16 protein-coding genes and 2 pseudogenes are annotated in these 21556 nt (G+C 74.2%); 7 read left to right on the top strand and 11 right to left on the bottom strand.

All coding sequences use genetic code 11. The features are described from left to right. Positions 1 to 44: 44 nt before the first annotated feature. The 5 genes from wecC to ACR9ZK_RS00515 are packed head-to-tail and all read right to left on the bottom strand — an operon-like array spanning position 45 to position 5913. Positions 45 to 1304 (bottom strand): UDP-N-acetyl-D-mannosamine dehydrogenase, encoded by a 1260-nt coding sequence (gene wecC, locus ACR9ZK_RS00535; RefSeq protein WP_481338902.1) that lies wholly within the window; start codon positions 1302 to 1304, stop codon positions 45 to 47. Continuing rightward, positions 1238 to 2446 carry a glycosyltransferase gene (locus tag ACR9ZK_RS00530; protein WP_481338900.1) on the bottom strand — a complete coding sequence of 403 codons (1209 nt, stop codon included), beginning with the start codon at positions 2444 to 2446 and terminating at the stop codon, positions 1238 to 1240. The genes wecC and ACR9ZK_RS00530 overlap by 67 nt, the downstream gene beginning before the upstream one ends. Beyond that, on the bottom strand, positions 2443 to 3306 hold the full coding sequence (locus ACR9ZK_RS00525; protein WP_481338898.1) for an ABC transporter ATP-binding protein: 864 nt from the start codon (positions 3304 to 3306) through the stop codon (positions 2443 to 2445). The genes ACR9ZK_RS00530 and ACR9ZK_RS00525 overlap by 4 nt, the downstream gene beginning before the upstream one ends. Then, the gene (locus ACR9ZK_RS00520; RefSeq protein ID WP_481338896.1) at positions 3293 to 4207 is read right to left on the bottom strand and encodes an ABC transporter permease; all 915 of its coding nucleotides are present in this window, start codon (positions 4205 to 4207) and stop codon (positions 3293 to 3295) included. Before ACR9ZK_RS00520 ends, ACR9ZK_RS00525 begins: the two co-directional genes overlap by 14 nt. Beyond that, a complete protein-coding gene (locus tag ACR9ZK_RS00515; protein ID WP_481338894.1) occupies positions 4204 to 5913 on the bottom strand; it encodes a glycosyltransferase in 1710 nt (569 codons plus the stop codon). The genes ACR9ZK_RS00520 and ACR9ZK_RS00515 overlap by 4 nt, the downstream gene beginning before the upstream one ends. Positions 5914 to 6099: 186 nt before the next feature. Here ACR9ZK_RS00515 and ACR9ZK_RS00510 point away from each other — a divergent pair, with 186 nt between their 5' ends. Together ACR9ZK_RS00510 and ACR9ZK_RS00505 are read left to right on the top strand one after the other, a co-directional pair. Continuing rightward, positions 6100 to 7977, top strand: a complete 1878-nt coding sequence (locus ACR9ZK_RS00510; protein ID WP_481338893.1) for a glycosyltransferase family protein — start codon at positions 6100 to 6102, stop codon at positions 7975 to 7977. After that, a complete protein-coding gene (locus tag ACR9ZK_RS00505) occupies positions 7977 to 9191 on the top strand; it encodes a glycosyltransferase family protein (RefSeq protein WP_481338891.1) in 1215 nt (404 codons plus the stop codon). The genes ACR9ZK_RS00510 and ACR9ZK_RS00505 overlap by 1 nt, the downstream gene beginning before the upstream one ends. Here ACR9ZK_RS00505 and ACR9ZK_RS00500 read toward each other — a convergent pair. Continuing rightward, positions 9178 to 12252 carry a glycosyltransferase gene (locus tag ACR9ZK_RS00500; RefSeq protein ID WP_481338889.1) on the bottom strand — a complete coding sequence of 1025 codons (3075 nt, stop codon included), beginning with the start codon at positions 12250 to 12252 and terminating at the stop codon, positions 9178 to 9180. The genes ACR9ZK_RS00505 and ACR9ZK_RS00500 overlap by 14 nt on opposite strands. 110 nt (positions 12253 to 12362) lie before the next feature. On the opposite strand from ACR9ZK_RS00500, the gene ACR9ZK_RS00495 reads away from it, so the two are divergent. Together ACR9ZK_RS00495 and ACR9ZK_RS00490 are read left to right on the top strand one after the other, a co-directional pair. Further along, positions 12363 to 13232, top strand: coding sequence for a DNA-formamidopyrimidine glycosylase family protein (locus tag ACR9ZK_RS00495; protein WP_481338887.1), 870 nt, complete (start codon positions 12363 to 12365; stop codon positions 13230 to 13232). 108 nt (positions 13233 to 13340) lie between these two features. Then, on the top strand, positions 13341 to 13790 hold the full coding sequence (locus tag ACR9ZK_RS00490) for a VOC family protein (protein ID WP_481338885.1): 450 nt from the start codon (positions 13341 to 13343) through the stop codon (positions 13788 to 13790). Between the two features lies 1 nt (position 13791). On the opposite strand, the gene ACR9ZK_RS00485 is transcribed toward ACR9ZK_RS00490, so the two are convergent. The 4 genes from ACR9ZK_RS00485 to ACR9ZK_RS00470 form a co-directional block, all read right to left on the bottom strand. Continuing rightward, complete coding sequence (locus tag ACR9ZK_RS00485; RefSeq protein WP_481338883.1) at positions 13792 to 14724, bottom strand: carbohydrate kinase family protein; 933 nt, start codon at positions 14722 to 14724, stop codon at positions 13792 to 13794. Further along, on the bottom strand, positions 14721 to 16445 hold the full coding sequence (locus ACR9ZK_RS00480; protein ID WP_481338881.1) for a glycerol-3-phosphate dehydrogenase/oxidase: 1725 nt from the start codon (positions 16443 to 16445) through the stop codon (positions 14721 to 14723). Before ACR9ZK_RS00480 ends, ACR9ZK_RS00485 begins: the two co-directional genes overlap by 4 nt. Positions 16446 to 16542: 97 nt before the next feature. Further along, on the bottom strand, positions 16543 to 16740 hold the full coding sequence (locus tag ACR9ZK_RS00475) for a twin-arginine translocase TatA/TatE family subunit (RefSeq protein ID WP_481338879.1): 198 nt from the start codon (positions 16738 to 16740) through the stop codon (positions 16543 to 16545). A gap of 444 nt (positions 16741 to 17184) precedes the next feature. Then, entirely contained in the window at positions 17185 to 18549 is a 1365-nt protein-coding gene (locus ACR9ZK_RS00470) for an HNH endonuclease signature motif containing protein (protein ID WP_481338877.1), read from the bottom strand. 173 nt (positions 18550 to 18722) lie between these two features. Between ACR9ZK_RS00470 and glpK the strand changes: the two genes are divergently transcribed. Continuing rightward, entirely contained in the window at positions 18723 to 20249 is a 1527-nt protein-coding gene (gene glpK, locus ACR9ZK_RS00465) for a glycerol kinase GlpK (RefSeq protein WP_481338875.1), read from the top strand. Positions 20250 to 20339: 90 nt separating this feature from the next. Here the strand turns inward: glpK and tpx are convergent. Next, positions 20340 to 20849 (bottom strand): annotated as a pseudogene (gene tpx, locus ACR9ZK_RS00460) (thiol peroxidase). A 44-nt stretch (positions 20850 to 20893) separates the two neighbouring features. On the opposite strand from tpx, the gene ACR9ZK_RS00455 reads away from it, so the two are divergent. Both ACR9ZK_RS00455 and ACR9ZK_RS00450 read left to right on the top strand, forming a co-directional pair. Continuing rightward, positions 20894 to 21181, top strand: a complete 288-nt coding sequence (locus tag ACR9ZK_RS00455; protein ID WP_481338873.1) for a hypothetical protein — start codon at positions 20894 to 20896, stop codon at positions 21179 to 21181. A gap of 39 nt (positions 21182 to 21220) precedes the next feature. After that, a pseudogene (locus tag ACR9ZK_RS00450) lies at positions 21221 to 21556 on the top strand (alpha/beta fold hydrolase); the annotation flags it as partial.

The raw sequence follows: 21556 nt of genomic DNA, 5'->3' as shown, positions 1-21556 counted from the left end.
TCCCGAACGAGGTGTCGGGAGCGCCTCTTGGCCTGCCATGGCGTTCAGCGCCAGAGCCCGCGCGTGTCCACCAGCTCACGACCGCGCAGGTCGCCGAGGCTGACCGAGCGGAACGCGGCGTGGTCGACGAGCAGGACGACGACGTCGGCCTCGCGCACGGCCTGCTCGGTGGCGGTCAGCTCGACGTTCGGCAGTGCCGCCAGGGTCCGCGGCAGCGTGTCGACGTGCGGCTCGGCGGCGAGGACCCGCGTTCCCGGGTGCTCGGTCGCGAAGGCCTCGACGATGGCGAGGGCCGGCGACTCGCGCAGGTCGTCGATGTCGGCCTTGAACGCCAGGCCGAGGCAGGCGACGGTCGCGCCCCCGCCGCCCGGGTGACCCGCGACCTCGAGGGCGGCCTCGACCTTGCGCAGGACCGAGCGCGGGCGGGCGTCGTTGGTCTCGCGTGCGGTCCGGATGAGCCGGGCCTGCTCCGGGGCCGCCGCCACGATGAACCACGGGTCGACGGCGATGCAGTGCCCGCCGACGCCGGGGCCCGGCTTGAGGATGTCGACCCGTGGGTGGTGGTTGGCCATCCGGATGACCTCCCACACGTCGAGCCCGACGTGCTCGCAGATCTCGGCGAGCTCGTTGGCGAAGGCGATGTTGACGTCGCGGAACGCGTTCTCGGTCAGCTTGGCCATCTCGGCCGTCGCCGCGTCGGTGAGGATGATCTCCCCGGTGACGAAGGTGCGGTAGACCTCCGCGGCCCGCAGGGCGCACTCGGGCGTCAGGCCGCCGACGATGCGGTCGTTGGCGAAGATCTCGACCATGATCCGGCCCGGCAGCACCCGCTCGGGGCAGTGGGCGAGGTGGACGTCGGGGATCCCGCCGAGGTGGGGCAGCTTGAGGTCGGGTCGCAGGTCCGAGATCCACTCGGAGACCAGCTGCGTCGTGCCGGGCGGCGACGTGGACTCGAGGATGACGACCTCCCCGCCGCGCAGCTGCGGTGCGATGGCCTCGGTGGCCGCGCGCACGTAGGCGAGGTCCGGCTCGTGCTCGCCGCGGAACGGCGTCGGCACGGCGATGACGTAGACGGACGCGTGCGGCGTCCGCGTCGTCGCGGTGAGCAGGCCCTTGGCGACGGCGGACGCGATGGCGACGTCGAGGTTCGGCTCGACGATGGGCACCCGGCCGGCGTTGATCTCCTCGACGATGCGGGGGTCGATGTCGACCCCGACCACGCCGATGCCCTGGCGGGTCAGCGCTGCACAGGTCGGTAGTCCGATGTAGCCGAGGCCGATGACGGCGATTCCGTCGTCGAACATGAGGTGTCTCCGTTGCTCTGGGTGGTGGATGAGGCGAGGTCCGTGAGGTGCCGGACGAAGTCGCGGCCGATGACGCGCCAGTCGAAGTGCTCGCGCGCGAACTCGTGACCGGCCCGCCCCATCGCGGCACGACGCTCCGGGTCGGCGGCCAGCTCGACGAGCGCGGCCGCGGTGGCCTCGGCGTCCTCGAAGGGGACGACGTAGCCGCAGCCGGCGCGCTCGACGAGGTCACGCGCGAGGGGCAGCGGCGTCGTGACGACGGGGATGCCGTGGGCCATGTACTCCACGACCTTGGTCGGCATCGAGTGCCGGTAGTTCGGCCGGTCCTCGAGCAGGGACAGGCCGGCGAGGGCGCCGTCGAGCATCGGCAGGGCCCGGGCACTCGGCACGAAACCGTGGTGGACGACGTGCCCGCACTTGACGCCCCAGCTGACGGTGTCGGCCGTGCGCTGGTCCGGGGTCGGTCCGATGATCTCGACCTTGACGCGTCCGCGCGTGGCCACGGTGAGGAGCCGGCCGGTCTGCAGGAGGGTGGCGGCGCCGCGGGCCAGCGTCAGCGAGCCGAGGTAGACGGCCCGCGTGTCGCCCGGCGGCTCGACGTCCTCGGGGACTGTGACGGTGTTCGGCACGACGTGGTGGGACCGCTCGAAGCGCGCGGCGTAGGCGTGCTCGGCGAGGATGAGGTCGTGGTGCCGCTCGGCGTACCGCTCGATGCTCCGGGCGGCGCCGGCCACGGTCCCGCGGGCCCAGTCGGGCACCCAGGGCTTGGCCTCGACGGCGGCGGCGGTGTCCTCGTGGACGTCCCACACGAGGTGGCGCAGCCCCAGCCCGGCCGCGGCCGCGACGACCTCCGGGTCGTGGACGAGGACGACGTCGTGGTCGGACGCCTCGTGGCGCAGCAACCGGCGCGCGGCCCGGAACGCGGTCCCCCGGGACCGGCCGACGGCGTGCGGTAGGTCGACCAGGCGCAGTCGGGGCACCTCCGGCGGGTCGAGCCGGTGCGCCGAGAAGGGCGCGGCGTACGTGACCTGCACCCCGGCATCGAGGAGCGCACCGATCTGGCGGTGCCGGATGCGGGCGTCCTCGGGATGGTGCACGACCGTGACGACGAGCGCGCGCAGGGCTGCGGGCGGCAGGCTCACGCGCGCGCCTTCCGGTGGCTGTCCTCGTAGGCGCGGACGACGTCCTCGGTGGGGCCGTCCATGACGAGCCGCCCCCGGTCCATCCACAGCACGCGTTCGCACGACTCACGGATCGCGGCGTTGGAGTGGCTGACGAGGAACACCGTGCTCGCGTCCTGGCGGATCTCGGCGATGCGGTCGCGGCTGCGCGCCTGGAACTCGGCGTCGCCCGTCGCGAGGGCCTCGTCGATCATGAGGATGTCGGGCGCGGCGGCCGTCGAGATCGCGAACCGCAGGCGCGCGCCCATGCCGGAGGAGTAGGCGCTCATCGGCAGGTCGACGAAGTCACCGATGCCCGAGAACTCGACGATGTCGTCGTAGCGGTCCCGCACCTCGCGCGGTGACAGACCCAGGGCGAGCCCCCCGATCATCACGTTGCGCGTGCCGGTCAGGCCGGTGAGCAGGACGGCGTTGACACCGAGCAGGGACGGGTTGCCCTCGGCCCACACGCGTCCGTTCGTCGGCGGGATGAGCCCGGCGATGGCGCGCAGCAGCGTGCTCTTGCCCGAGCCGTTGCGCCCGATGATGCCGACGGCCTCGCCGTGCCGCACGACGAACGAGACGTCCTTGACGGCGTGGATGCGGCGCACGGCGCCGACGCCGGTCCCCCCGGGCACGCCGGTCCCCCCGGGCACGCCGGTCCCCGCGGTGGCGCCGTGCCGGCGTCGGGCGAGGACGCGCTCGAGGAACGGCTCGGCGCCCTCGGTCGACGTCGAGCGCTTCTTGGCGCCGAACACCGAGTAGACGACGTCCAGGCCGCAGCACACGACGCTGGGGCGCGCCTCACCGGTCGCGTCCGTCGTGACCTCAGTCGCTGCCATAACGGCCCTCCCCGTGCCAGAAGAAGACGAGCCCCGACGCGCAGAGCACGACGCCCCAGACGCCGGCCGCGGCCCAGCTGGACCACGAGAGCGGGTACTGGTCCATGAGCGCCTCGCGGGCGGTCGTCATGCCGACGGCGAGCGGCTGGTAGAGCAGGAGCGCGCTCATGAGGCCGTGGCCGGCGTAGTGCGGGATGGAGAAGAAGACGCCCGACACGTAGCGCGCGAGCCGGACGACGACGGGCACGAGGTTGTTCGTGTCGCGCGCGGCGTTGACGACGCGCGCGAGGAAGAAGGCGAGCCCGAGGTTGACGAGGCTCTGCAGGAAGAGGGCCACGGGGAAGAGGAACCAGTGCCACGAGAACGGCTCGCCCGTGAGCGGCACCATGACCATGAGGACGACGAACGCCGGCACGTTGACGAGGAACTGCGTCAGCGTCACCGACACCGGCAGGACCGCGCGGGGGAACCGCAGCGCGCGCACGAGCCCGATGCTGGCGGTGACGGCCCGGGCGCCCGCGGTCAGCGCCGACGCGGTGTAGCCGAACACGAAGATGCCGATCGTCAGGAACGCGATGTAGTTCGACGTGCCGCCGCGGGTCTTCAGCAGCAGGCCGAAGATCAGGTAGTACGAGCCGACGAGCAGCAGGGGGTTGAGCACCGCCCAGAGCTGGCCGAGGTGGTTGTTCTGGTTCGTCGCGTACGCCTGGGACGACGAGAGGTGCCAGACGAGGTGGCGGTAGCGCCACACGTCGCGGACGTACCGGCGCAGCGGTGGTCGGACGCCCAGCTCCTCGAGGCCGCCGGCGCGCGCGAGGGCCTCCGCCTGGGCCGGCGTGATCGGCACGGGCGCGTGGTCGGCCGCCTCCCGCGTCACAGGGACGGTGGTCACGTCGGTCATGCGCCCTCGCAGACGGAGTCGTAGATGTGCTGGTACGTGCGGGCCGCGGCCGACCACGTGCGCTCGGTGGCGACGTGCTCCCGGGCGCGCAGGCCGGGGTCGCCGGCGAGGAGGCCGAGTGCGTCGGCCAGCGCGGACGCGTCGCCCGCGGGGACGAGGAGGCCGCGGTCGGGGCCGACGAGCTCACGAAGCGGCGCCAGGTCGCTCGCGACGACGGGTCGGGCCAGCGCCATCGCCTCGACCGGCTTGAGCGGCGGGACGAGGGCCGTGACGGCCGTCGACCGCCGCGGTAGGCAGAACACGTCGATGGCGGCGTGGTGGTCACGGCTGCGGACGTGCGGGACACGTCCGGTGAGGATGACGCGGGTCCGGGTTCCGTTGGCGGACAACCGGTTCGCGCCCGCGGCCAGCCGGTCGCGTGCAGGGCCGTCGCCGACGACGAGGACGACGACCCTCGGGTCGTCGAGCAGGGCGGCCGCCTCGAGGAGCACGTCGACCCCCTCGTAGTCGTTGAGGGTCGTCACGGTGCCCACGACGACGGCGTCGGGACCGATGCCGAGACCCGCGCGGACGCCGTCGCCGCGCACGGCGTCGGTCAGGTGCGCGTCGGGCACGCAGTTGCCGACGACGTGGACGCGCTCGGCAGGGACACCACGGGCGACGATGTCGGTGCGCATGGTCTCGGACAGGGTGACGACCGCGGCGGCGAGCTGCAGGCAGCGGGTCTCGGTGGCGCGCGTCCAGCGGTAGAAGTCGCTGTCCGGACTGCCGCCGCGGCTGGCCCAGGTGTCCTCGAGGAACCCGCGGGCCTCGTAGACGACCGGCACGCCGAGGCGTGCACCGGCGACGAGGGCGGCCTGGGCGTTGTCGTGCCTGGAGTGGGCGTGCAGCACGCGCGCGCCGACGCTGCGGGCGAGGGCCGCGACGGCCGACGCGTACGCCTCGAGACGCCGGTCGGGCAGGTCGAGGCGGCTCCGGGTCGGGAGGCTCCGGTGGTACGGGACGCCGCCGTGCACGGACTCGGCGGACGTCAGGATGCGACCCTGGGTCAGCGGGTAGCCCGGGGGCGTGCACACGTGCGCGTCGATCCCGGCTCGTCGCTGGGCGCCGACGAGGCCCTGGGTGCGCACCGTGTACCCGGCCTGCACCTCGGGCAGCGAGTTGGTGACGACGTGGACGACGGCGCGGCGTCGGCCCGGTGACGCAGCGCTGCCCCCGACCGGACGCGCACGGCTCGGGCCCAGGCCGGCGACGGCGGCACCGGTCAGCACGAGCCGTTCACCTTCGAGCCACCGGCGGTGCGCCCGGTCGAGGGGACCGCGGGCGCCGGCGAGGGCACGCTCGGCCGTGCTCACGTCGCCCGACGCGTGCGCGACGTACGCCGCGGCACCCCCGGTGACAGGGGCGCGCCTCGCCGTGTCGGCGTCGACCTCGGCCCACTGACCGGTGGCCGCGGCGGCCGCGAGGAGGCGCCGGGCCCGCGCCGGCGGGGCGCCGCGCAGCCCGTCCGACAGGCGCCGACGGGCCAGCTCGCGGTGGCCGGCCGCGGCGGCCGCGATGACCGACACGGGACCGCGCGTGCGCTCGCCGAGCCGACCGGACACCGTCGTGGGCAGCAGGCGGGCGCCGACCCAGACGGCCTGCCACGGGTTGCGGACGACGTGGCTGCGGGCGACGCACGCGGCGACCGGCAGGTTGGCGAGCATCAACGCCGTCGTGGACGGGATGTCACCAACTGTTCGGCTGGGCGTCGCACCGCGGGGGCCGGAGGCGCCAAGGGCGGATGCCACAGTGGCGCCGAGTCCAGGTCTCACCCGACGAACGTCGCAGCGCACGCGAAACGTCGGTGGGGTGCGGGCGGAACGCCAGCCGAACAGGGAGAGAAGTTTGTGGTGAACAGGCAGCGGATGCTCGCCGACCTCCGGCGCGCGCGGATCGCTCTGGCGCGCGCGCTGAGCGACGGCCGGGCGCGGGCAGACTTGCCGCGCAAGGCCCGTCGCGAGCTGGAGCGACGACTGCCCCGGGTGCGGTCCGCGCGGCTGCGCGTCGACCTGCCGAGGCCCGATCTGCCCGCGGGACCCGTGGCCCGGCCCGACGTCGTGGCCGCCGTCATCCTCGACGACTTCTCCGACCTCGCCTTCCGGTACGAGTGGGACCAGCTGCCGGTGCAGCCCGACACGTGGCGCCAGCTCCTGCGGCGGAGGCGGCCCGACCTCTTGTTCGTCGAGTCGGCGTGGAACGGCAACGGTGGTGCCTGGCGTCTGGCCATGACCGCGCCCGAGGCTCCCTCGCTCGAGCTGCGCGACCTCGTCGCCTGGTGCCGCGCCGAGGGCATCCCGACGGTGTTCTGGAACAAGGAGGACCCGCCGAGCTACCACCGGTTCCTCGCGACGGCGCGCCTCTTCGACCACGTCTTCACCGTCGACGCGGGACGCATCCCCGACTACGAGCGTGACCTCGGGCACTCGCGGATCGGCTTGCTGCCGTTCGGTGCCCAGCCGCGCATCCACACCCCGGTGCGCCACGGGGCCGGCCGCACGCGCGAGGTGGCCTTCGCCGGAAGCTACTTCGCCGACAAGCACGACGAGCGCCGTCGGCAGATGGAGTACGTGCTCGAACCGGCCCTGCCGCTCGGGCTCGAGGTGTTCTCGAGGATGGCCGGGCGCGACCGGCGGTACCAGTTCCCCCGCCGCTACGCCGGCTCGCTCGTCGGCAGCCTGCCCTACGCGCGGATGCTCGGCGCGTACACCGCGTACAAGGTGTTCCTCAACGTCAACTCGGTGACGGACTCGCCGAGCATGTGCGCGCGGAGGCTGTTCGAGCTGTCGGCCGCGCAGACGCCGGTGCTGTCCGGGCCGGCCGCGTCCCTCGAGCCGTTCTTCGGCGACACGGTGCGCGTGACGCACGACGCCGAGCAGACGGACCGGGAGCTGCGCGCGCTGCTCCAGCACGAGGACCACCGCGACCGGCTGGGCCTGCGGGCGCACCGCCGGGTCCACGACGCACACACCTACGGCCACCGCGTCGACACCGTCCTGGCCACCGTCGGCGTGCCGGCGCCGCCGCGTGACCGCAGCGTCTCGGCCGTCGTCCCGACGATGCGCCCGGGCCAGGTGGAGCACGTGCTGCGGTTCCTCGCCGCCCAGTCGCACCCCGACATCGAGCTCGTCCTCGTGACGCACGGCTTCGGCGTCGAGCCCGGCACGGTGCGCGTGCTCGCCGACGCTGCAGGACTGGACGCCTCACGCATCGTCGTGCGCCCTGCCGACGCGTCGCTGACGCTCGGTGCGTGCATGAACCGCGGCGTCGAGGCGGCCTCGGGCCGGTACGTCGCGAAGATGGACGACGACAACGTCTACACCGAGCACTACCTGCTCGACCTCGTGCGCGCGTTCGACTACACGGACGCCGCGGTGGTCGGGAAGTGGGCGCACTACGCGCACCTGACCGCGACGGGGGCCACGCTGCTGCGCTTCCCGGAGGCCGAGCACCGGTACGTCGACCTCGTCCAGGGCGGCACGCTGCTGCTCGCCCGCGACCTCGCGACCCGGGTGCGGTTCGAGGACCTGCCCCGGCGCGTCGACACGACGTTCCTCGAGAAGGTGCGCGCCGACGGTGGCCGCGTCTACTCGACCGACCGCTTCAACTTCGTCTCGGTGCGTGCCTCGACGCCGGACGGGCACACGTGGCCGGTCTCGGACGTCGAGCTGCTCGCGCGGCGCGGGGTGCTCGCCTTCCACGGCGACCCCACGGAGCACGTCACCGTCTGATGACCTCGCGAAACCCCTTGGAGGACAGCATGGCCCACGGGGCCCCCGACACCGCCCGACGGCTCGTCACGTCGTACTGCTTCCCGCCCTACTCCGACACCGCGGCCATCGTCGCGGCCAAGCGCGTCCACGACCGCGGTGAGCCCGTCGACGTCGTCTGCAACGCGATGGACTCGATCCGGCACCAGGACCCGGGGCTCGTCCAGCTGACGGGTGGCCTCGTGCGCCGGTTCGCCGCGGTCCCGTCGAGGACGGCGTTCAGCTCGTGGGCCTCCATCGTCGACTACCAGCGCCTCGGCCTCGAGACGCTCCAACGGTGGGAGTCGCTCCAGGGTGAGTACGAGTCGCTCTACAGCAGAGCGCAGTTCGCGGCGTCACACTTCCTCGCCGCCGAGGTCAAGCTGGCCCGGCCGGGCATCCACTGGGACGCGGAGTTCTCCGACCCGCTGTCCCACGACGTGCTCGGCGACGTCCGGTCCGCGCCGGCCGGCGATGACCGGGTGCTCGGGCGCCTCCGGGCCGCCGTCGAGGCCGCCGGCTTCCGGGCGCCCGAGGGGCTCAACGCCTTCGAGTGGTGCGAGGTCATCGCGTTCGCCCTCGCCGACAGCGTCATGTTCACCAACGAGCACCAGCGCGACTTCATGCTCAGGCACTGCCACGACCCGCGCCTGGCCGACCGCGCCGCCCGCATCGGGGTCGTCTCACCGCACCCGACGCCGGAGCCCCGGTTCTACGGGAGCCGCACCTCGACCTACGAGCTCGACCCCAGCCGGCGCCACGTCGGCTACTTCGGCAACTTCTACGCCAACCGCGGCGTCACCGGCGTCCTCGACGCCCTCGAGGTGGCGCCGCGCACGGTCCGCGAGCGCGTCCTGCTGCACGTGTTCACCGCCAAGCCGGAGGAGCTGCACGACGTCGTCGCGGGCCGCGGGCTGGGTGACTGCGTCCGGGTCGGGCCGTTCGTCGGCTACCTCGAGTTCCTGTCCCTCGCCCGGCGGATGGACTGCCTCCTCGTCAACGACGCGGTCAGCCCGGCCGGTGCGCAGAACCCCTTCCTGCCGTCCAAGTGGAGCGACTACCGCGGCAGTGGTACCCCGGTCTGGGGCGTCGTCGAGGAGGGCAGCGCCCTCGACGCGCAACCGCTCGACCACCGGTCAGCGATCGAGCACGTGAGCGCAGCCGTCCAGGTGCTCGCGCGGATCAGCCGGTCCTGAGGACGATCTCGCGCAGCCGGGCACCGGCGTCGGTGCCGCTGAAGCGCTGTCGGACCGTCTCGACGGTGGCGGCGCTCTCGGCCTCCCAGGCGCCGGCGTCCGACACCGCGAGGATGCGCGCGGCGGCCTCGGCCGGCGTCGTCACGACCCAGTCGGTCGGGAAGAGCAGGCCGGCCCCGCCCTCGCGCGCGTAGACGGGCCAGTCCCGCACGACGGGCACGGCGCCGCTCGCCGCCATCTCGACGAGCCCGACGTGGAAGCCCTCGCGGCGGCTCGCGCTCACGGCCCAGCCGACGTCACGCAGCCGCTCGGGAAGGCGGGAGGTGTACCCGACGTAGTCGACGGCGTCGTGCAGCTCGGCGTCGCCTGCGACGCGGTCGTGGAAGGCGCGGGCCAGCTCACGCTCGACGGGGTTGGTGTTGCGGACGTCGACGTCGGCGCCGATGAGCGCGAGGCGCCACTCCGGGTCCTGGCGCCGCAGCGCAGCGAGGACGTCGAGCGTCCACAGCGGGTCCTTGACCTGCTGGGCCCACCCGACCATGCCGAGGCGCTTGCGTGCCGACTCGCGCTTGGGCAGGTCGTAGCGGTCGACGTCGACCGGGTTGGCGACGACGTGCTGGCGCACGCCGTCGAGCCGGCCACCGAGGGCGCCTGCAGCAGCCCGGCGCAGGTGCTCGCTCGGGAAGACGGCGTCGGTGACCCGCGACCAGTCGGCCGTGTGCAGCCAGGCGCCCAGGGTGTCGACGCCGTGGAGGCGCACGACGACGCGTGTCCCCTCGGGCACGACGTCGGTGACCCACGTCAGGCCCTTGTCGGCCCAGTCGACGAAGACGACGTCGGCCGCCAGCGCCTCGGCGGTGGCGGGGTCGAGGGCTGGGGCCCGGCCCGTGGCCGCGAGGAGCCGGGCTCGTACGGTGCGCGGATCGACGCCGGTGTTCGTGAAGCGTGACTCGCGCGCGGAGAGGTCGAGCAGCTCGACGACGGCGGCCGGGGTGAGCTGCTCGACGACGGCCCGGGCGAACTTGGGGTAGGCGCCGGGCAGGACAGTGACGCGTGGGCGACTCGCTCCGGCGTCGGGGGCCGTCGTCGGGCGAGCGGGGGAGCGGTGCGGCGCGGCGGCCGACAGGAGGCGTCCGGTGGCGGTGTCGCGCAGCGGGGCGAGGAAGGTGTCGGGGTCCTCGACGAGGGGAGTGGTCGTCACGGCCGCGTGCAGGCGCCGGGTGAAGAGCAGGTCGAGGGTGACGGTGGCCAGGAACGCCACCTCGTCGAGGGCCGCGTCGTCGGTCGGGCCGTGCCGGCCGTGCGGGCCGTGCGGGCCGTGCGGGCCGCCGAGCGCGGCGTCGGCCTCGTCGAGCGCGGCACGGGCGGCAGCGGTGACGGCCTGCACGAGCGTTGCGGTGTCGCGGCCGCGCCCGGTCTGCACGTCGAGGAGCGTCCGCAGGGCCGGCACCCCGTGCCGGTCGAGCGCCTCCAGGCCGAAGACGGCGCCGAGGTCCTCGAGGACGTGCTCCGCGGCCTCGACACGGTTCGCGCGCAGCAGCCGGTAGGCGACCATCGCCCAGAGACGCGCGTCGAGCACCGACCGCGTCCGAGCCGGGTCGCCACGGAGGATGCGGGACGCGCCGCGGGCGGCGTGCGCGTCCTGGAGGTGGCCGCCGACCCGGCTCGCGGCGACCCGCATGACGGTGACGGCGAGGTCGTGCGCGTCCCCGCTCGTCGGCACGGGCGCCTTCGGGCCACACGCCCGCAGGAGCGTCGAGCCGCCACGGTCGAGGGTGACGAGGGCGCCCGGCTCGGAGACGAGGTCGACGACACGCCGGTCGACGCGTCGCCACGCGGGTGCGGTGACCCCCGGCGGCAGCACCTCGGGGACCAGGCGTCGGCCGACGCGCAGTGCCTCCCCGGCGGCTCGGACGGCGACGCGGCCGCGACGGGATCGGGCGCCGCCGAGCAGCGACTCCAGCCGGTCCGGCGAGGCGGGCAGCACCTCGACGCGGTGGGCGTCGGGAAGCTGCCGCAGCATCCGCTTGAGGCGGCCGCTGTAGTGCACGACACGCACGCCGACCCCGTTGCGCGACAGGAACGACAGCATCCGCGCGTGGCCGTTGACGGCGGCCGCGCTGCCCGCGACGACGACGACGGAGCGCACGCTGTCGCTCGGCTCACGGAACAGCGACCAGGTGTCGTCGTGCGAGGACGTCGTGCCGAGACCGCGGACGCCGCGGATGCCGGCCGCGTGGAGCAGCCGGTCCGCGAGTGCCGCTGACTCGGCGTCACCGGCGACGTCGCGTCGCAGGTCGGCCAGCTCGGCGTCGACGAGCGCGTCGGTCAGGGCGGACCGGTCGGTCGGGTCGGCCTGCGTGCCGGCGGTCAGGGCTGCGAGCGCGGCGACCCGGTCGCGGACCGGGGCGTCGAGCGGGGCGTCGAGCGGTCGTGTGCGGGGGCCGTCGGGCGAGCACACGTACGTCGCCCCGCGCAGTGCGGGCGTCGGGTCGACGGTCGTGAAGCGGTGCTCGAAGCGGCTGAGCAGCCGGCCGGCGCGGACGGCGTCGGCGTGCGCGGCGAGCGCGTCGACCCACGGCACGTCGCGCAGCCACGCCGTCGGCACGAGGAAACCCCCACGCGCCCGGGCGAGCCCGACGGCGCGGTGGGGAGCCGTGGCGGGCCCGGCGTCGGGCCCCGGCTCGTGGCCGGGCTCGACGCGGGCCGCGGCGACCCGCTCGGTGGAGCGGGACGAGTAGAGAGCCTCGAGGAGGTCGGGACTCATGGTGTCGCGGCCGTCGACGAGCGTCGTCCACGCTCCGTGGGCCAGGCCCACGCCGACGTTGCGGGCCGCGGCCGACGTCGCGACGACGGCGTCGGCGAGCACGACCTCGTGCCCGGCGAGCGGCCCCTCGAACGCGCGCTCGAGCGCCTCGCGCGCGCCCGTTCCGGACCCGTGCAGCACGACGACGATCTGGAAGCGGTCGGCGGGCAGCGTCTGCGCCGCGAGCGCCCGCAGGCATCGCTCGAGGGAGGCGCACGACGCCGGGGCGGACACGACGACGGTCAGGTCTCGCACCCGGCGAAGCTAGTGGCCCGGGTTGAATACGCTGGCCGTGGCGGGCACCTCGCCGGTGAACGCAAGGTGAAGCGGGGGTACGCAGAGCACGACGCGGCTGGAGGTGGCACGTGCCGGAGGGCGACACCGTGTGGCGCACGGCGCAGCGGCTGCACGCCGCGCTCGCCGGACGCGTCATCGTCGAGTCGGACCTGCGCTGGCCCGAGATCTCGACCGCCGACCTGCGCGGCCGCTCGACGCTCGAGGTGGTCAGCCGTGGCAAGCACCTGCTGCACCGGGTCGAGGGCGGCCTCACGCTGCACTCGCACCTGCGGATGGAGGGGCAGTGGCGCGTCGAGGCGACCCCGACGCTGGCCGACCGGTGGCGCCGCAACCCGCAGCTGCGCGCGCTCGTGTCGGCGCCCGACTGGACGGCGCTCGGCCTGCGGCTCGGGATGCTCGACCTCGTGCCGACCGCGCGTGAGGGCGAGCTCGTCGGCCACCTCGGCCCGGACGTCCTCGGACCCGACTGGGACCGCGAGCGCGCCGTCGGCAACGTGCTCGCCGCCACGGCGCCGGTCGGTGCCGCCCTGCTCGACCAGCGCAACCTCGCCGGCGTCGGTACGATGTGGTGCGCCGAGGCGCTCTTCCTCGAGCGGGTCCACCCGTGGTCGCTGCCGGCCGACCTCGGCCGCCGGACCGTCGAGCGTCTGGTCGACCGGACGCAGCGGCTCATGGACCAGGGGCGGCACGACGGTGTGCAGTCGAGCACCGGCAGCCGGCGGCAGGGCGAGACGCAGTACGTGCACGCCCGCAGCGGCCGGCCCTGCCGGAGGTGCGGCACGACGGTCCGGGTCGCCCCGATCGGCGTGCCACCTCAGGAGCGGACGATGTTCTACTGCCCGGCGTGCCAGGGCGGGCTCGGGCCCACCGACGACGGACGCCGGCAGGACCCGCTCGGCTCGAGCGGCGGGGCCCGGCGCTCCCGACGGTCCTCCTGAGCCGGGCCCCCGCGGCGTCGCCCTTCTGGGGGTGTCGGCCGTCGGTGCCGAGTCCTAGGCTGCTGCGCGTCCCGCTCCGCACCGGAGCGACCTGTGAAGGAGCATGTGATGACCTCTCGGCTCAACCCGTACATCTCGTTCAAGGACAACGCCCGCGAGGCGATGGAGTTCTACAAGTCCGTGTTCGGCGGCGACCTGACGCTCAGCACGTTCGGTGAGTTCGGGCAGGAGGGCGAGGGCTCCGACGGCATCATGCACGCCCAGCTCGTGACCCCCACGGGCTTCACCCTCATGGCCGCCGACACCCCGCCCCAGATGGAGCACCGGACCGGCTCGAGCATCACCATCAGCCTCAGCGGCGACGACGAGGACGACCTGAAGCGCTGGTGGGACGGCCTCGCCGAGGGCGGCGCGGTCCAGATGCCGCTCGAGAAGCAGATGTGGGGCGACACCTTCGGCATGCTGACGGACCGGTTCGGCGTCGACTGGATGGTCAACATCGGCACCGGCGGCGAGGGCGGGGACGCCGGGGGCGACGCCGGCGGCGCGCAGGCCTGACTCAGGCGGCGAGCCGGGCCAGCTGGCGGTCGAGCTCGGCGGCGTCGACGAGGTCGGTGTGGGTGCCGACCGCGCCGCACGCCCACGCGCCCGCCACGGCGCCGGCGCGGGCCGCGTCGCGGGTCGACCCGCCGTCGAGCCAGGTCCGCAGGAAGCCCGACACGTACGCGTCGCCGGCGCCGTTGGAGTCGATGACCGTGCGACCGGGCAGCTCGAGGGCGGGCACGGCGAACGGCTCGCCCTCGCGGGGGGTGACACGGCTGCCTCGCGCGCCGTCCATGACGACGACGGTGTGGGCACGGCCGCGGGCGAGGACGGCCGCGACGACGTCGTCCTCGCGTCCGCCCAACGCCGAGCCCGACACGAAGACGACGTCAGCCGCCTCGGCGAACGGCCGGTGGTGCGGGTTCTCGCCGTCCCAGTCGTGCAGGTCCGTCGAGGTGCTCAGGCCGCGCCGGGTCGCCTCGGTGAGGGCGTGCACCGTCCACGGCATGATCGACGCGTGGACGTGCCGCGCACCCGGCCCCGCGTCGAGGGCCGCCAGCGCGTCGAGCCACAGCGCTGCGTCGGGGACGAGGTCGTAGGGGTGACGCGGGTCGTAGAGGGACAGCCGGCGGCCGGTGGGGTCGACGAGGTTGACGGCCCGACGCGTCCCGGTCGGGTGGACGACCGCGTCGAACGGGATGCCCTCGGCGGCGAGCCGCTCGCGCACGAGCCGGCCCTCGTGGTCGTCACCGACGACGTCGACGATCCGGGTCGGGATGCCGAGCCGGTGGCAGCCGAGCGCGACGCCGGTACCGGTGTGACCGACGTGCACGTCGATCGGGGGCACGACGTGCGAGTCCGCGAGGGGCACGGGCAGCTCGGCGACGCGCACGATCGTGTCGACCCCGGTGCCGCCGACGACGAGGACCCCCCGTGCGGTGTGGGTCACGAGATCTCCTGGGGCCGGCTCACGGGGATGCGACGCGCATCCGGGGCGGCGAGGCGTTCCTCGTTGGCCTCGGAGTCGACCAGCTCCTTCTGCGACTCCAGCTCGGCCTCGACGCGCGCGAGGTAGGCGGACACCTCGGCCTCGACGCGCTCGGCGTCCCAGCCGAGGGCGGGCGCGACGATCTGCGCCGCGGCGCGGGCGCTGTCGACGCCGCGGCTCGGCGTCTCGATGGAGATGCGGGTGCGGCGGGCGAGCAGGTCGTCCAGGTGCAGGGCGGCCTCGTGGGTCGCCGCGTAGAGCACCTCGACCTTGAGGTACTCCTCGGCCCCCGGCAGCGGCTCGTAGAGGCTGCGGTCGTCCGCGGCGAGGGCGAACAGCTCGTGCACGAGCGACCCGTAGCGCTCGAGCAGGTGGGTGACCCGCCAGACCGGCAGGTCCTCGTGCCGGGCCAGGCGGTCGATCTGGTTGACGAGCGCGACGTACCCCTCCGCGCCGGACAGCGGGATGTACTCGGTGACGCTGCCCGGGACGTCCCCGCCGACGTCCTCGCGCGCGGCGTCGACGGCGTCGGCGGCCATGATCCGGTAGGTCGTGTACTTGCCGCCGGCGATGGAGATGAGGCCGGGCTGGGGCCGGGCCACGGCGTGCTCGCGCGAGAGCTGGCTGGTGTCCTCGTTCTCGCCGGACAGCAGCGGCCGCAGGCCGGCGTAGACGCCCTGGATGTCGTCGTGGGTCAGCGGCACCTTCAGGACGCCGTTGATGTGCTCGAGGATGTAGTCGATGTCGGCCTTGGTGGCGGCCGGGTGGGACCGGTCGAGGTCCCAGTCGGTGTCGGTCGTGCCGATGATCCAGTGGGTGTTCCACGGGATGACGAAGAGCACCGACTTCTCCGTGCGCAGGATGAGCCCGGTCTCGGAGTTGATCCGGTCGCGGGCGACGACGATGTGCACGCCCTTGCTCGCGCGGACGTGGAAGCGGCCGCGCCCGCCCGCCATCGTCTGGATGTCGTCGGTCCAGACGCCCGTGCAGTTGATGACGACCGACGCGTGCACGTCGGTGCGCTCGCCCGTCTCGACGTCCTCGACGACGGCGCCGACGACCCGCTCGCCGGCGCGCAGCAGGTCGACGACGCGGGCGCTCGACAGGACCGTGGCACCGTAGGCCGCCGCGGTGCGGACGGTCATCAGGGTGTGCCGCGCGTCGTCCGCCTGGGCGTCGAAGTAGAGCAGCCCGCCGGTCAGGCTGTCGCGCTTCAGCGCCGGGGCGAGCTTGAGGGCACCGGTCCGGGTCAGCTGCTTGTGCCGCGGGACCGACCGCGCACCGCCCATCGAGTCGTAGAGCGTCAGCCCCGCCGTGACGTAGGGGCGCTCCCAGCCCCGGCTCGTCAGGGGGTAGAGGAAGGACACCGGCCGCACGAGGTGCGGCGCGATGCGGCTCAGCATGAGCTCGCGCTCCTTGAGGGCCTCGCGGACGAGGTCGAAGTTCATCTGCTCGAGGTACCGGAGGCCGCCGTGGAACAGCTTCGAGGACCGCGACGACGTGCCCGACCCGAAGTCGCGCTGCTCGACGAGCGCCGTCGACAGACCACGCGTGGCCGCGTCGAGCGCGGTGCCGGCCCCGGTGACGCCGCCGCCGACGACGAGCACGTCGAACTGCTTGGTGGCCAGGCGCTTCCACGCCGCGGCGCGATAGGCGAGGTCCAGGCGGACGGGGCTGGTCATCGGTCCCCCTTCGAGTCGGACGGGCCCGAACACACCCTAGCCGTCACGACCCGCCCGGGGACCCGGCGCGGTCATCCCCGGACTGCCGGCCCGCCGGTCACTCGGCCCGCGGGGCCGAGCTCTCGGCCTGCGTGTCCGTGCCCTCGGCGTCCGTCCGCATACCGGCGATCTCGGAGCGGAACACGCGGATCGACCGGCCGAGGCTGCGTGAGGCGTCGGGCAGGCGCTTCCAGCCGAAGAGGACCATCGCGGCGATGGCGATGATGAGCATCTCGGGCCATCCCAGATCGGCCATGGCGCCCTCCCCTCGACGGCGGCCGGCACCGTGCCGCATGCCGCTCCGCCGCAGGCTAGGCGCGAAGTCTGGACGTGGCCTGTGCGCCGTCGAGGCGTTGACTGTGACCCCGTCGACAGGCGGTGGCTCACCTCGGAGCGACGAGCGGCCGCGGGCGTCGGCCTTCGGCCACCCACGCTGCAGAGGCCAAGGACCGGCTCAGCCAGCCGACGTGCTCAGAACGGTGGCGGCTCGGGTTCAGCGCCGGGTTCCCGGACAATCGCCGGATCGGGCCGGTCTGTCTGGGGTGGCCCCGTATCGGATGGGCGGGCGCCGGGGTCGGTGAGGGCTTCGCGCCAGTCCTTGGGGTAGGTGACGTACTCGCGACCGGCGAGGGTGGTCCACCTCGTCGCCCCGGAACCACGGCCCGCACCACCTCCACCACCTCCACCACCCCGGTCGGGGTCATCGGGTCCGGCGGCGGGATGGTGGTCGCGCCGGGCGGTCCAGGCGCCGGCGGTCTTGGGGTGGTGGCAGCCGCGGGACAGGGCCTGCAGGTTGGTCACCCGGGTCGGACCGGCCGGCCAGGGAGTGATGTGGTCGGAGGTCGCAGCGTTCGGCGGGGACCTGGCAGCCGGGGGCGCGGCAGGTCCCGTCGAGGGCCCGGACGTGCTCGGCCATGGCGCGGGTCGGGGTGTAGCAGTCGGCGGACAGCTGCACGGCGGTGCCGGTGTCCAGGTCGACTGCCAGGCGCTGCCACACCGACCCGGGCGCGGTCATGATCGCGCGGGCGTGGGCGGCGGTCACCCAACCGTGCCCCGGCAGCTCGCACGCGGCGTCCGAGGCCCCGGTGGCGACCTCGAACGGGACGACGATGCGCACCACCGCCGCCGGCGCGGCGGTGAGCCAGCGCCCGCACGTCGGGCCGGCATCCGGGCCGGCGTCCGGGCCTGCCGTCGACCCGGATGCCGCTCCAGCGAGGGCCTGCCCGTCATGCCCGCCCGGGGTGGTGCCGAAGAGGGCGAGGTCGGTGAGCAGGTCGCAACGGAGCTGGTCCAGGGTGCGCCCGTCGCCGGCGGCCCGGGCCGCGCGGGCCAACGCGTCGACGCGGTCCAGGACGCCGACGACCCGTTCGGCGGTGGCCGTCAGGGTGATGACGCCCATGCCGTCCTCGGTCAGGCGCCCGAACACGCCCCGGCGCGCGGTGGCGGTACGGCGGCGTTCGTCGCTGCACCGGTGGTCGGCGGCGGTGACGGTGCGGCGCAGTCGGGCCCGGAACAGCTGCTGCGTGGCGACCGTCCCGTCGGGGGCCGGCGCCAGGACCGTGGTCTCGAGGGCCGGCAGGGCGTGGTCGGGCAGGGCGCGCGTCTCGGCGACGAGGGTCAGGGCCCGGTGCAGGCTCGTGGCTCCTCGGCGCAGCGCCTCGCGCAGGACCCGGTGTCGGCGCGGCGCCAGGGCCAGCTCGAGCCGGCGGGACACCTCGCCTTGCCCGACCCCGGTCGCACAGGCGATCTCGGCCGCCACGACCCGCTCGGTGCTCAGCGGTACCGGCGCGGCGGTGGCCAGTCGCGCCAGCTGCTGCTCCTGGATCGTGTGCAACGCGGCGTACGCCTCCAGCAGCCGCGACTCCAGCCGCGCCTTGGCCCGCTCCAGCGCCTCCACCTGCGACAGCACCCGGTCACCGGCCGCGTCCAGCCCCTCGACGCGAAAGGGGACCGGTGCCACCACGACCGCAGCCCCAAGCCGGGCCCGGTCGGTGGCGAGGATGCGCCGGACCCTCGCGGGTCGACCACCCGCAGACCCGGCAGGCAGCGCGTCGAGATAGGGCATCGCCGCTCTCCTCTCGCCAGGTGGTCACCTCTCTCAAGTAGAACAGGTGTTCGAATGGCGGTCAAGCCTGCAGTCTGGACGGTGGACTCGGAAGTGCTTGTGTCGCAGTCCTGTCCACAGGTGTGGGCCGCGGAGCCGTGATGCCGAGGCGCCCGCACGGTACGGTCGGCGTCATGCCGACCGAGCAGCGCAGCCACGTCGTCGCGATCGACCAGGGCACCACGAGCACCCGGGCCATGGTGTTCGACCGCGAGGGCAGGGTCGTGGCCGTCGACCAGCTCGAGCACCGCCAGGTGTTCCCGCGCGCCGGGTGGGTGGAGCACGACGCGTCCCAGATCTGGGCCGACACGCGTCAGGTGGTCGGTGGCGCCCTCGGCAAGGCCAACCTCAACGCGACGCACGTCGCGGCCGTCGGCATCACCAACCAGCGCGAGACCACCGTGGTCTGGGACCGGACCACGGGCGAGCCGGTGCACAACGCCATCGTCTGGCAGGACACCCGCACGCAGGCGATCTGCGACGAGCTCGCGGCCCGCGGCGACGCCGGCCGGTGGCGCGAGGTCACCGGGCTCCCGCTCGCGACGTACTTCGCCGGACCGAAGGTCCGCTGGGTGCTCGACAACGTCGACGGCGCCCGCGAGCGCGCTCGCGACGGTGAGCTGCTCATGGGCACCATCGACTCGTGGCTGCTGTGGAACCTCACCGGAGGGGCCGGCGACGGCGGCCTGCACGTCACCGACGTGACGAACGCGTCGCGGACCCTGCTCATGGACCTGCGGACCCTGTCGTGGGACGAGGACCTCTGCGCCGCGATGGGCGTGCCGATGTCGATGCTGCCCGAGATCCGCTCGTCCTCGGAGGTGTACGGCACGTGCAAGCCAGGCATCCTCATCGACGTGCCCGTCGCGGGCATCCTCGGCGACCAGCAGGCCGCGACCTTCGGCCAGGCCTGCCTCGACGTGGGGACCGCGAAGAACACCTACGGCACCGGCAACTTCATGCTCCTCAACACCGGCGAGGACATCGTCGCGTCCGACAACGGCCTGCTCACGACGGTCTGCTACCGCCTCGGCGGGGACAAGCCGGTCTACGCGCTCGAGGGGTCCATCGCCGTCACCGGGTCGCTCGTGCAGTGGCTGCGCGACAACCTCGGCATCATCGAGGACGCCGCGGAGGTCGAGACGCTGGCGGCGAGCGTCGACGACAACGGCGGTGCCTACTTCGTGCCGGCCTTCTCCGGTCTCTTCGCGCCGTACTGGCGCCCCGACGCACGGGGCGCCCTCGTCGGTCTGACGCGCTACGTCGACAAGGGGCACATCGCCCGGGCGGCCTTGGAGGCCACGGCCTTCCAGACGCGCGAGGTGCTCGACGCCATGGACGCCGACTCGGGCGTGCCGCTGACCGAGCTCAAGGTCGACGGTGGGATGGTCGTCAACGACACCCTCATGCAGTTCCAGGCCGACCTGCTCGGTGTCGACGTCGTCCGGCCGGAGGTCAGCGAGACGACGGCCCTCGGAGCGGCGTACGCCGCGGGTCTGGCCGTCGGCTACTGGGAGTCGACGGACGAGATCCGCCGGAACTGGCGCGAGGGCCGCCGCTGGAGCCCCCAGATGGACGAGGCCGAGCGGGACCGCCTCTACCGCCAGTGGAAGAAGGCCGTGCAGCGCACCCTCGACTGGGTCGACGACGACACCCGGTGAGCGCCGCGGACGGGGGCGCACCCCCGCCTGCCCCCGCGACCTGGGTGGCGCCTGCGTCGGCTGCCCGGACGCGCACCGGCGCGACGGCGGTCAGCCCAGCCCGGTGCCGGCTGTGACGGCGGCGATCGCGGCGTCGTAGTCCGGCTCCTGGCCGATGCTCGGCACCAGCTCGGTGTGGACGACGGTGCCCTCGGCGTCGATGACGACCACCGAGCGCGCGAGCAGCCCGCGCATCCGGCCGTCGACCATCGTCACGCCGTAGTCCGTGCCGAAGGTGGAGCGGAACGTCGAGGCCGTCACGACGTTCGCGATGCCCTAGGCGCCGCAGAACCGGCGCAGCGCGAACGGCAGGTCGGCCGAGACGCACAGCACCGTCGTGTTGTCCAGGCCCGCGGCGAGCTCGTTGAAACGCCGCACGCTCGTCGCGCAGACGCGGGTGTCGATGCTGGGGAAGATGTTGAGGACGACGCGGCGGCCGTGCGGCCGCTCGACGTCGGCGAGGTCGGTGCCCGCCAGCGTGAAGTCGGGCGCAGGGCGCCCGACGGCCGGCAGGTCGCCGACGGTGTGGACGGTGGTCTCTGCGAGGGCGGTGGTGGCCATGACGCGTTTCTAGCACCCGGGAGCCGACGCGTAGGTTGGGGCCCATGACTCCGACGCGTCCGCCGGCGCGCCCGTCCGGACGCTCGCCCGAGGCGCCGCACGGTGCCGGTACCCGGTTCCTCGTCAACTGCATCGGCATCGTCGGTCTGGTCTTCGGCCTGCTGCCGGTCGTCAGGTACGTCCTCCAGCTCGACCTCTTCGGCTTCGCGACGGCGCCGTACGACTGGCTGCGGCTCGACGGTGCCATGCGCTACGTCCCGCCGCTCATGGTGCTCGTCGTGTGCGGGGTCGCCGCCTACCTGCTCGAGAAGCGCCTCGAGCGCGCCGGCTGACCGACGCGGCTCTGGGTGTTCGCGTGATGTGATGGCCGCATGCCGCTTCGGGCCCGTCTCGTCGCCGCGCTCGGGGTGCTGCTCGCCGCGAGCGCGCCGACGCTGCCCGTGGCCGAGGCGTCGTCCCCGGTCGCGTCCCCGGCGCTCACGCGGTCGGCCGCCGTCCCCGCCCCGGTGGGCCGGCAGGTCCCCGTGCGCCCCGAGCCGGACGGCACGGCCGTGCGGCTCGACGTCTCGGTCTACCCGCAGGCCTCCGGCCGTCACCCCGTCGTGCTGCTCGCGCACGGCTTCGGGGGCAACAAGGAGGCGGTGGCCTCCCAGGCGCTCGAGCTGCAGGAGCGTGGCTACGTCGTCGTCACGTGGAGCGCACGCGGG

The organism is Monashia sp. HAY1-5C, assembly GCF_056755255.1.
Note: the sequence above shows the minus strand (reverse complement) of the source record. Positions and strands in the feature narration are given on the sequence as shown.

Bases quoted from the DNA above. Each gene is read 5' to 3' on its own strand.
- ACR9ZK_RS00515 (WP_481338894.1), bottom strand. From the start codon at position 5,913: ATGCTCGCCAACCTGCCGGTCGCCGCGTGCGTCGCCCGCAGCCACGTC.
- ACR9ZK_RS00475 (WP_481338879.1), bottom strand. From the start codon at position 16,740: ATGGCCGATCTGGGATGGCCCGAGATGCTCATCATCGCCATCGCCGCG.
- wecC (WP_481338902.1), bottom strand. From the start codon at position 1,304: ATGTTCGACGACGGAATCGCCGTCATCGGCCTCGGCTACATCGGACTA.
- ACR9ZK_RS00455 (WP_481338873.1), top strand. From the start codon at position 20,894: ATGACTCCGACGCGTCCGCCGGCGCGCCCGTCCGGACGCTCGCCCGAG.
- ACR9ZK_RS00520 (WP_481338896.1), bottom strand. From the start codon at position 4,207: ATGACCGACGTGACCACCGTCCCTGTGACGCGGGAGGCGGCCGACCAC.
- ACR9ZK_RS00490 (WP_481338885.1), top strand. From the start codon at position 13,341: ATGACCTCTCGGCTCAACCCGTACATCTCGTTCAAGGACAACGCCCGC.
- ACR9ZK_RS00505 (WP_481338891.1), top strand. From the start codon at position 7,977: ATGACCTCGCGAAACCCCTTGGAGGACAGCATGGCCCACGGGGCCCCC.
- ACR9ZK_RS00480 (WP_481338881.1), bottom strand. From the start codon at position 16,445: ATGACCAGCCCCGTCCGCCTGGACCTCGCCTATCGCGCCGCGGCGTGG.
- ACR9ZK_RS00525 (WP_481338898.1), bottom strand. From the start codon at position 3,306: ATGGCAGCGACTGAGGTCACGACGGACGCGACCGGTGAGGCGCGCCCC.
- glpK (WP_481338875.1), top strand. From the start codon at position 18,723: ATGCCGACCGAGCAGCGCAGCCACGTCGTCGCGATCGACCAGGGCACC.
- ACR9ZK_RS00470 (WP_481338877.1), bottom strand. From the start codon at position 18,549: ATGCCCTATCTCGACGCGCTGCCTGCCGGGTCTGCGGGTGGTCGACCC.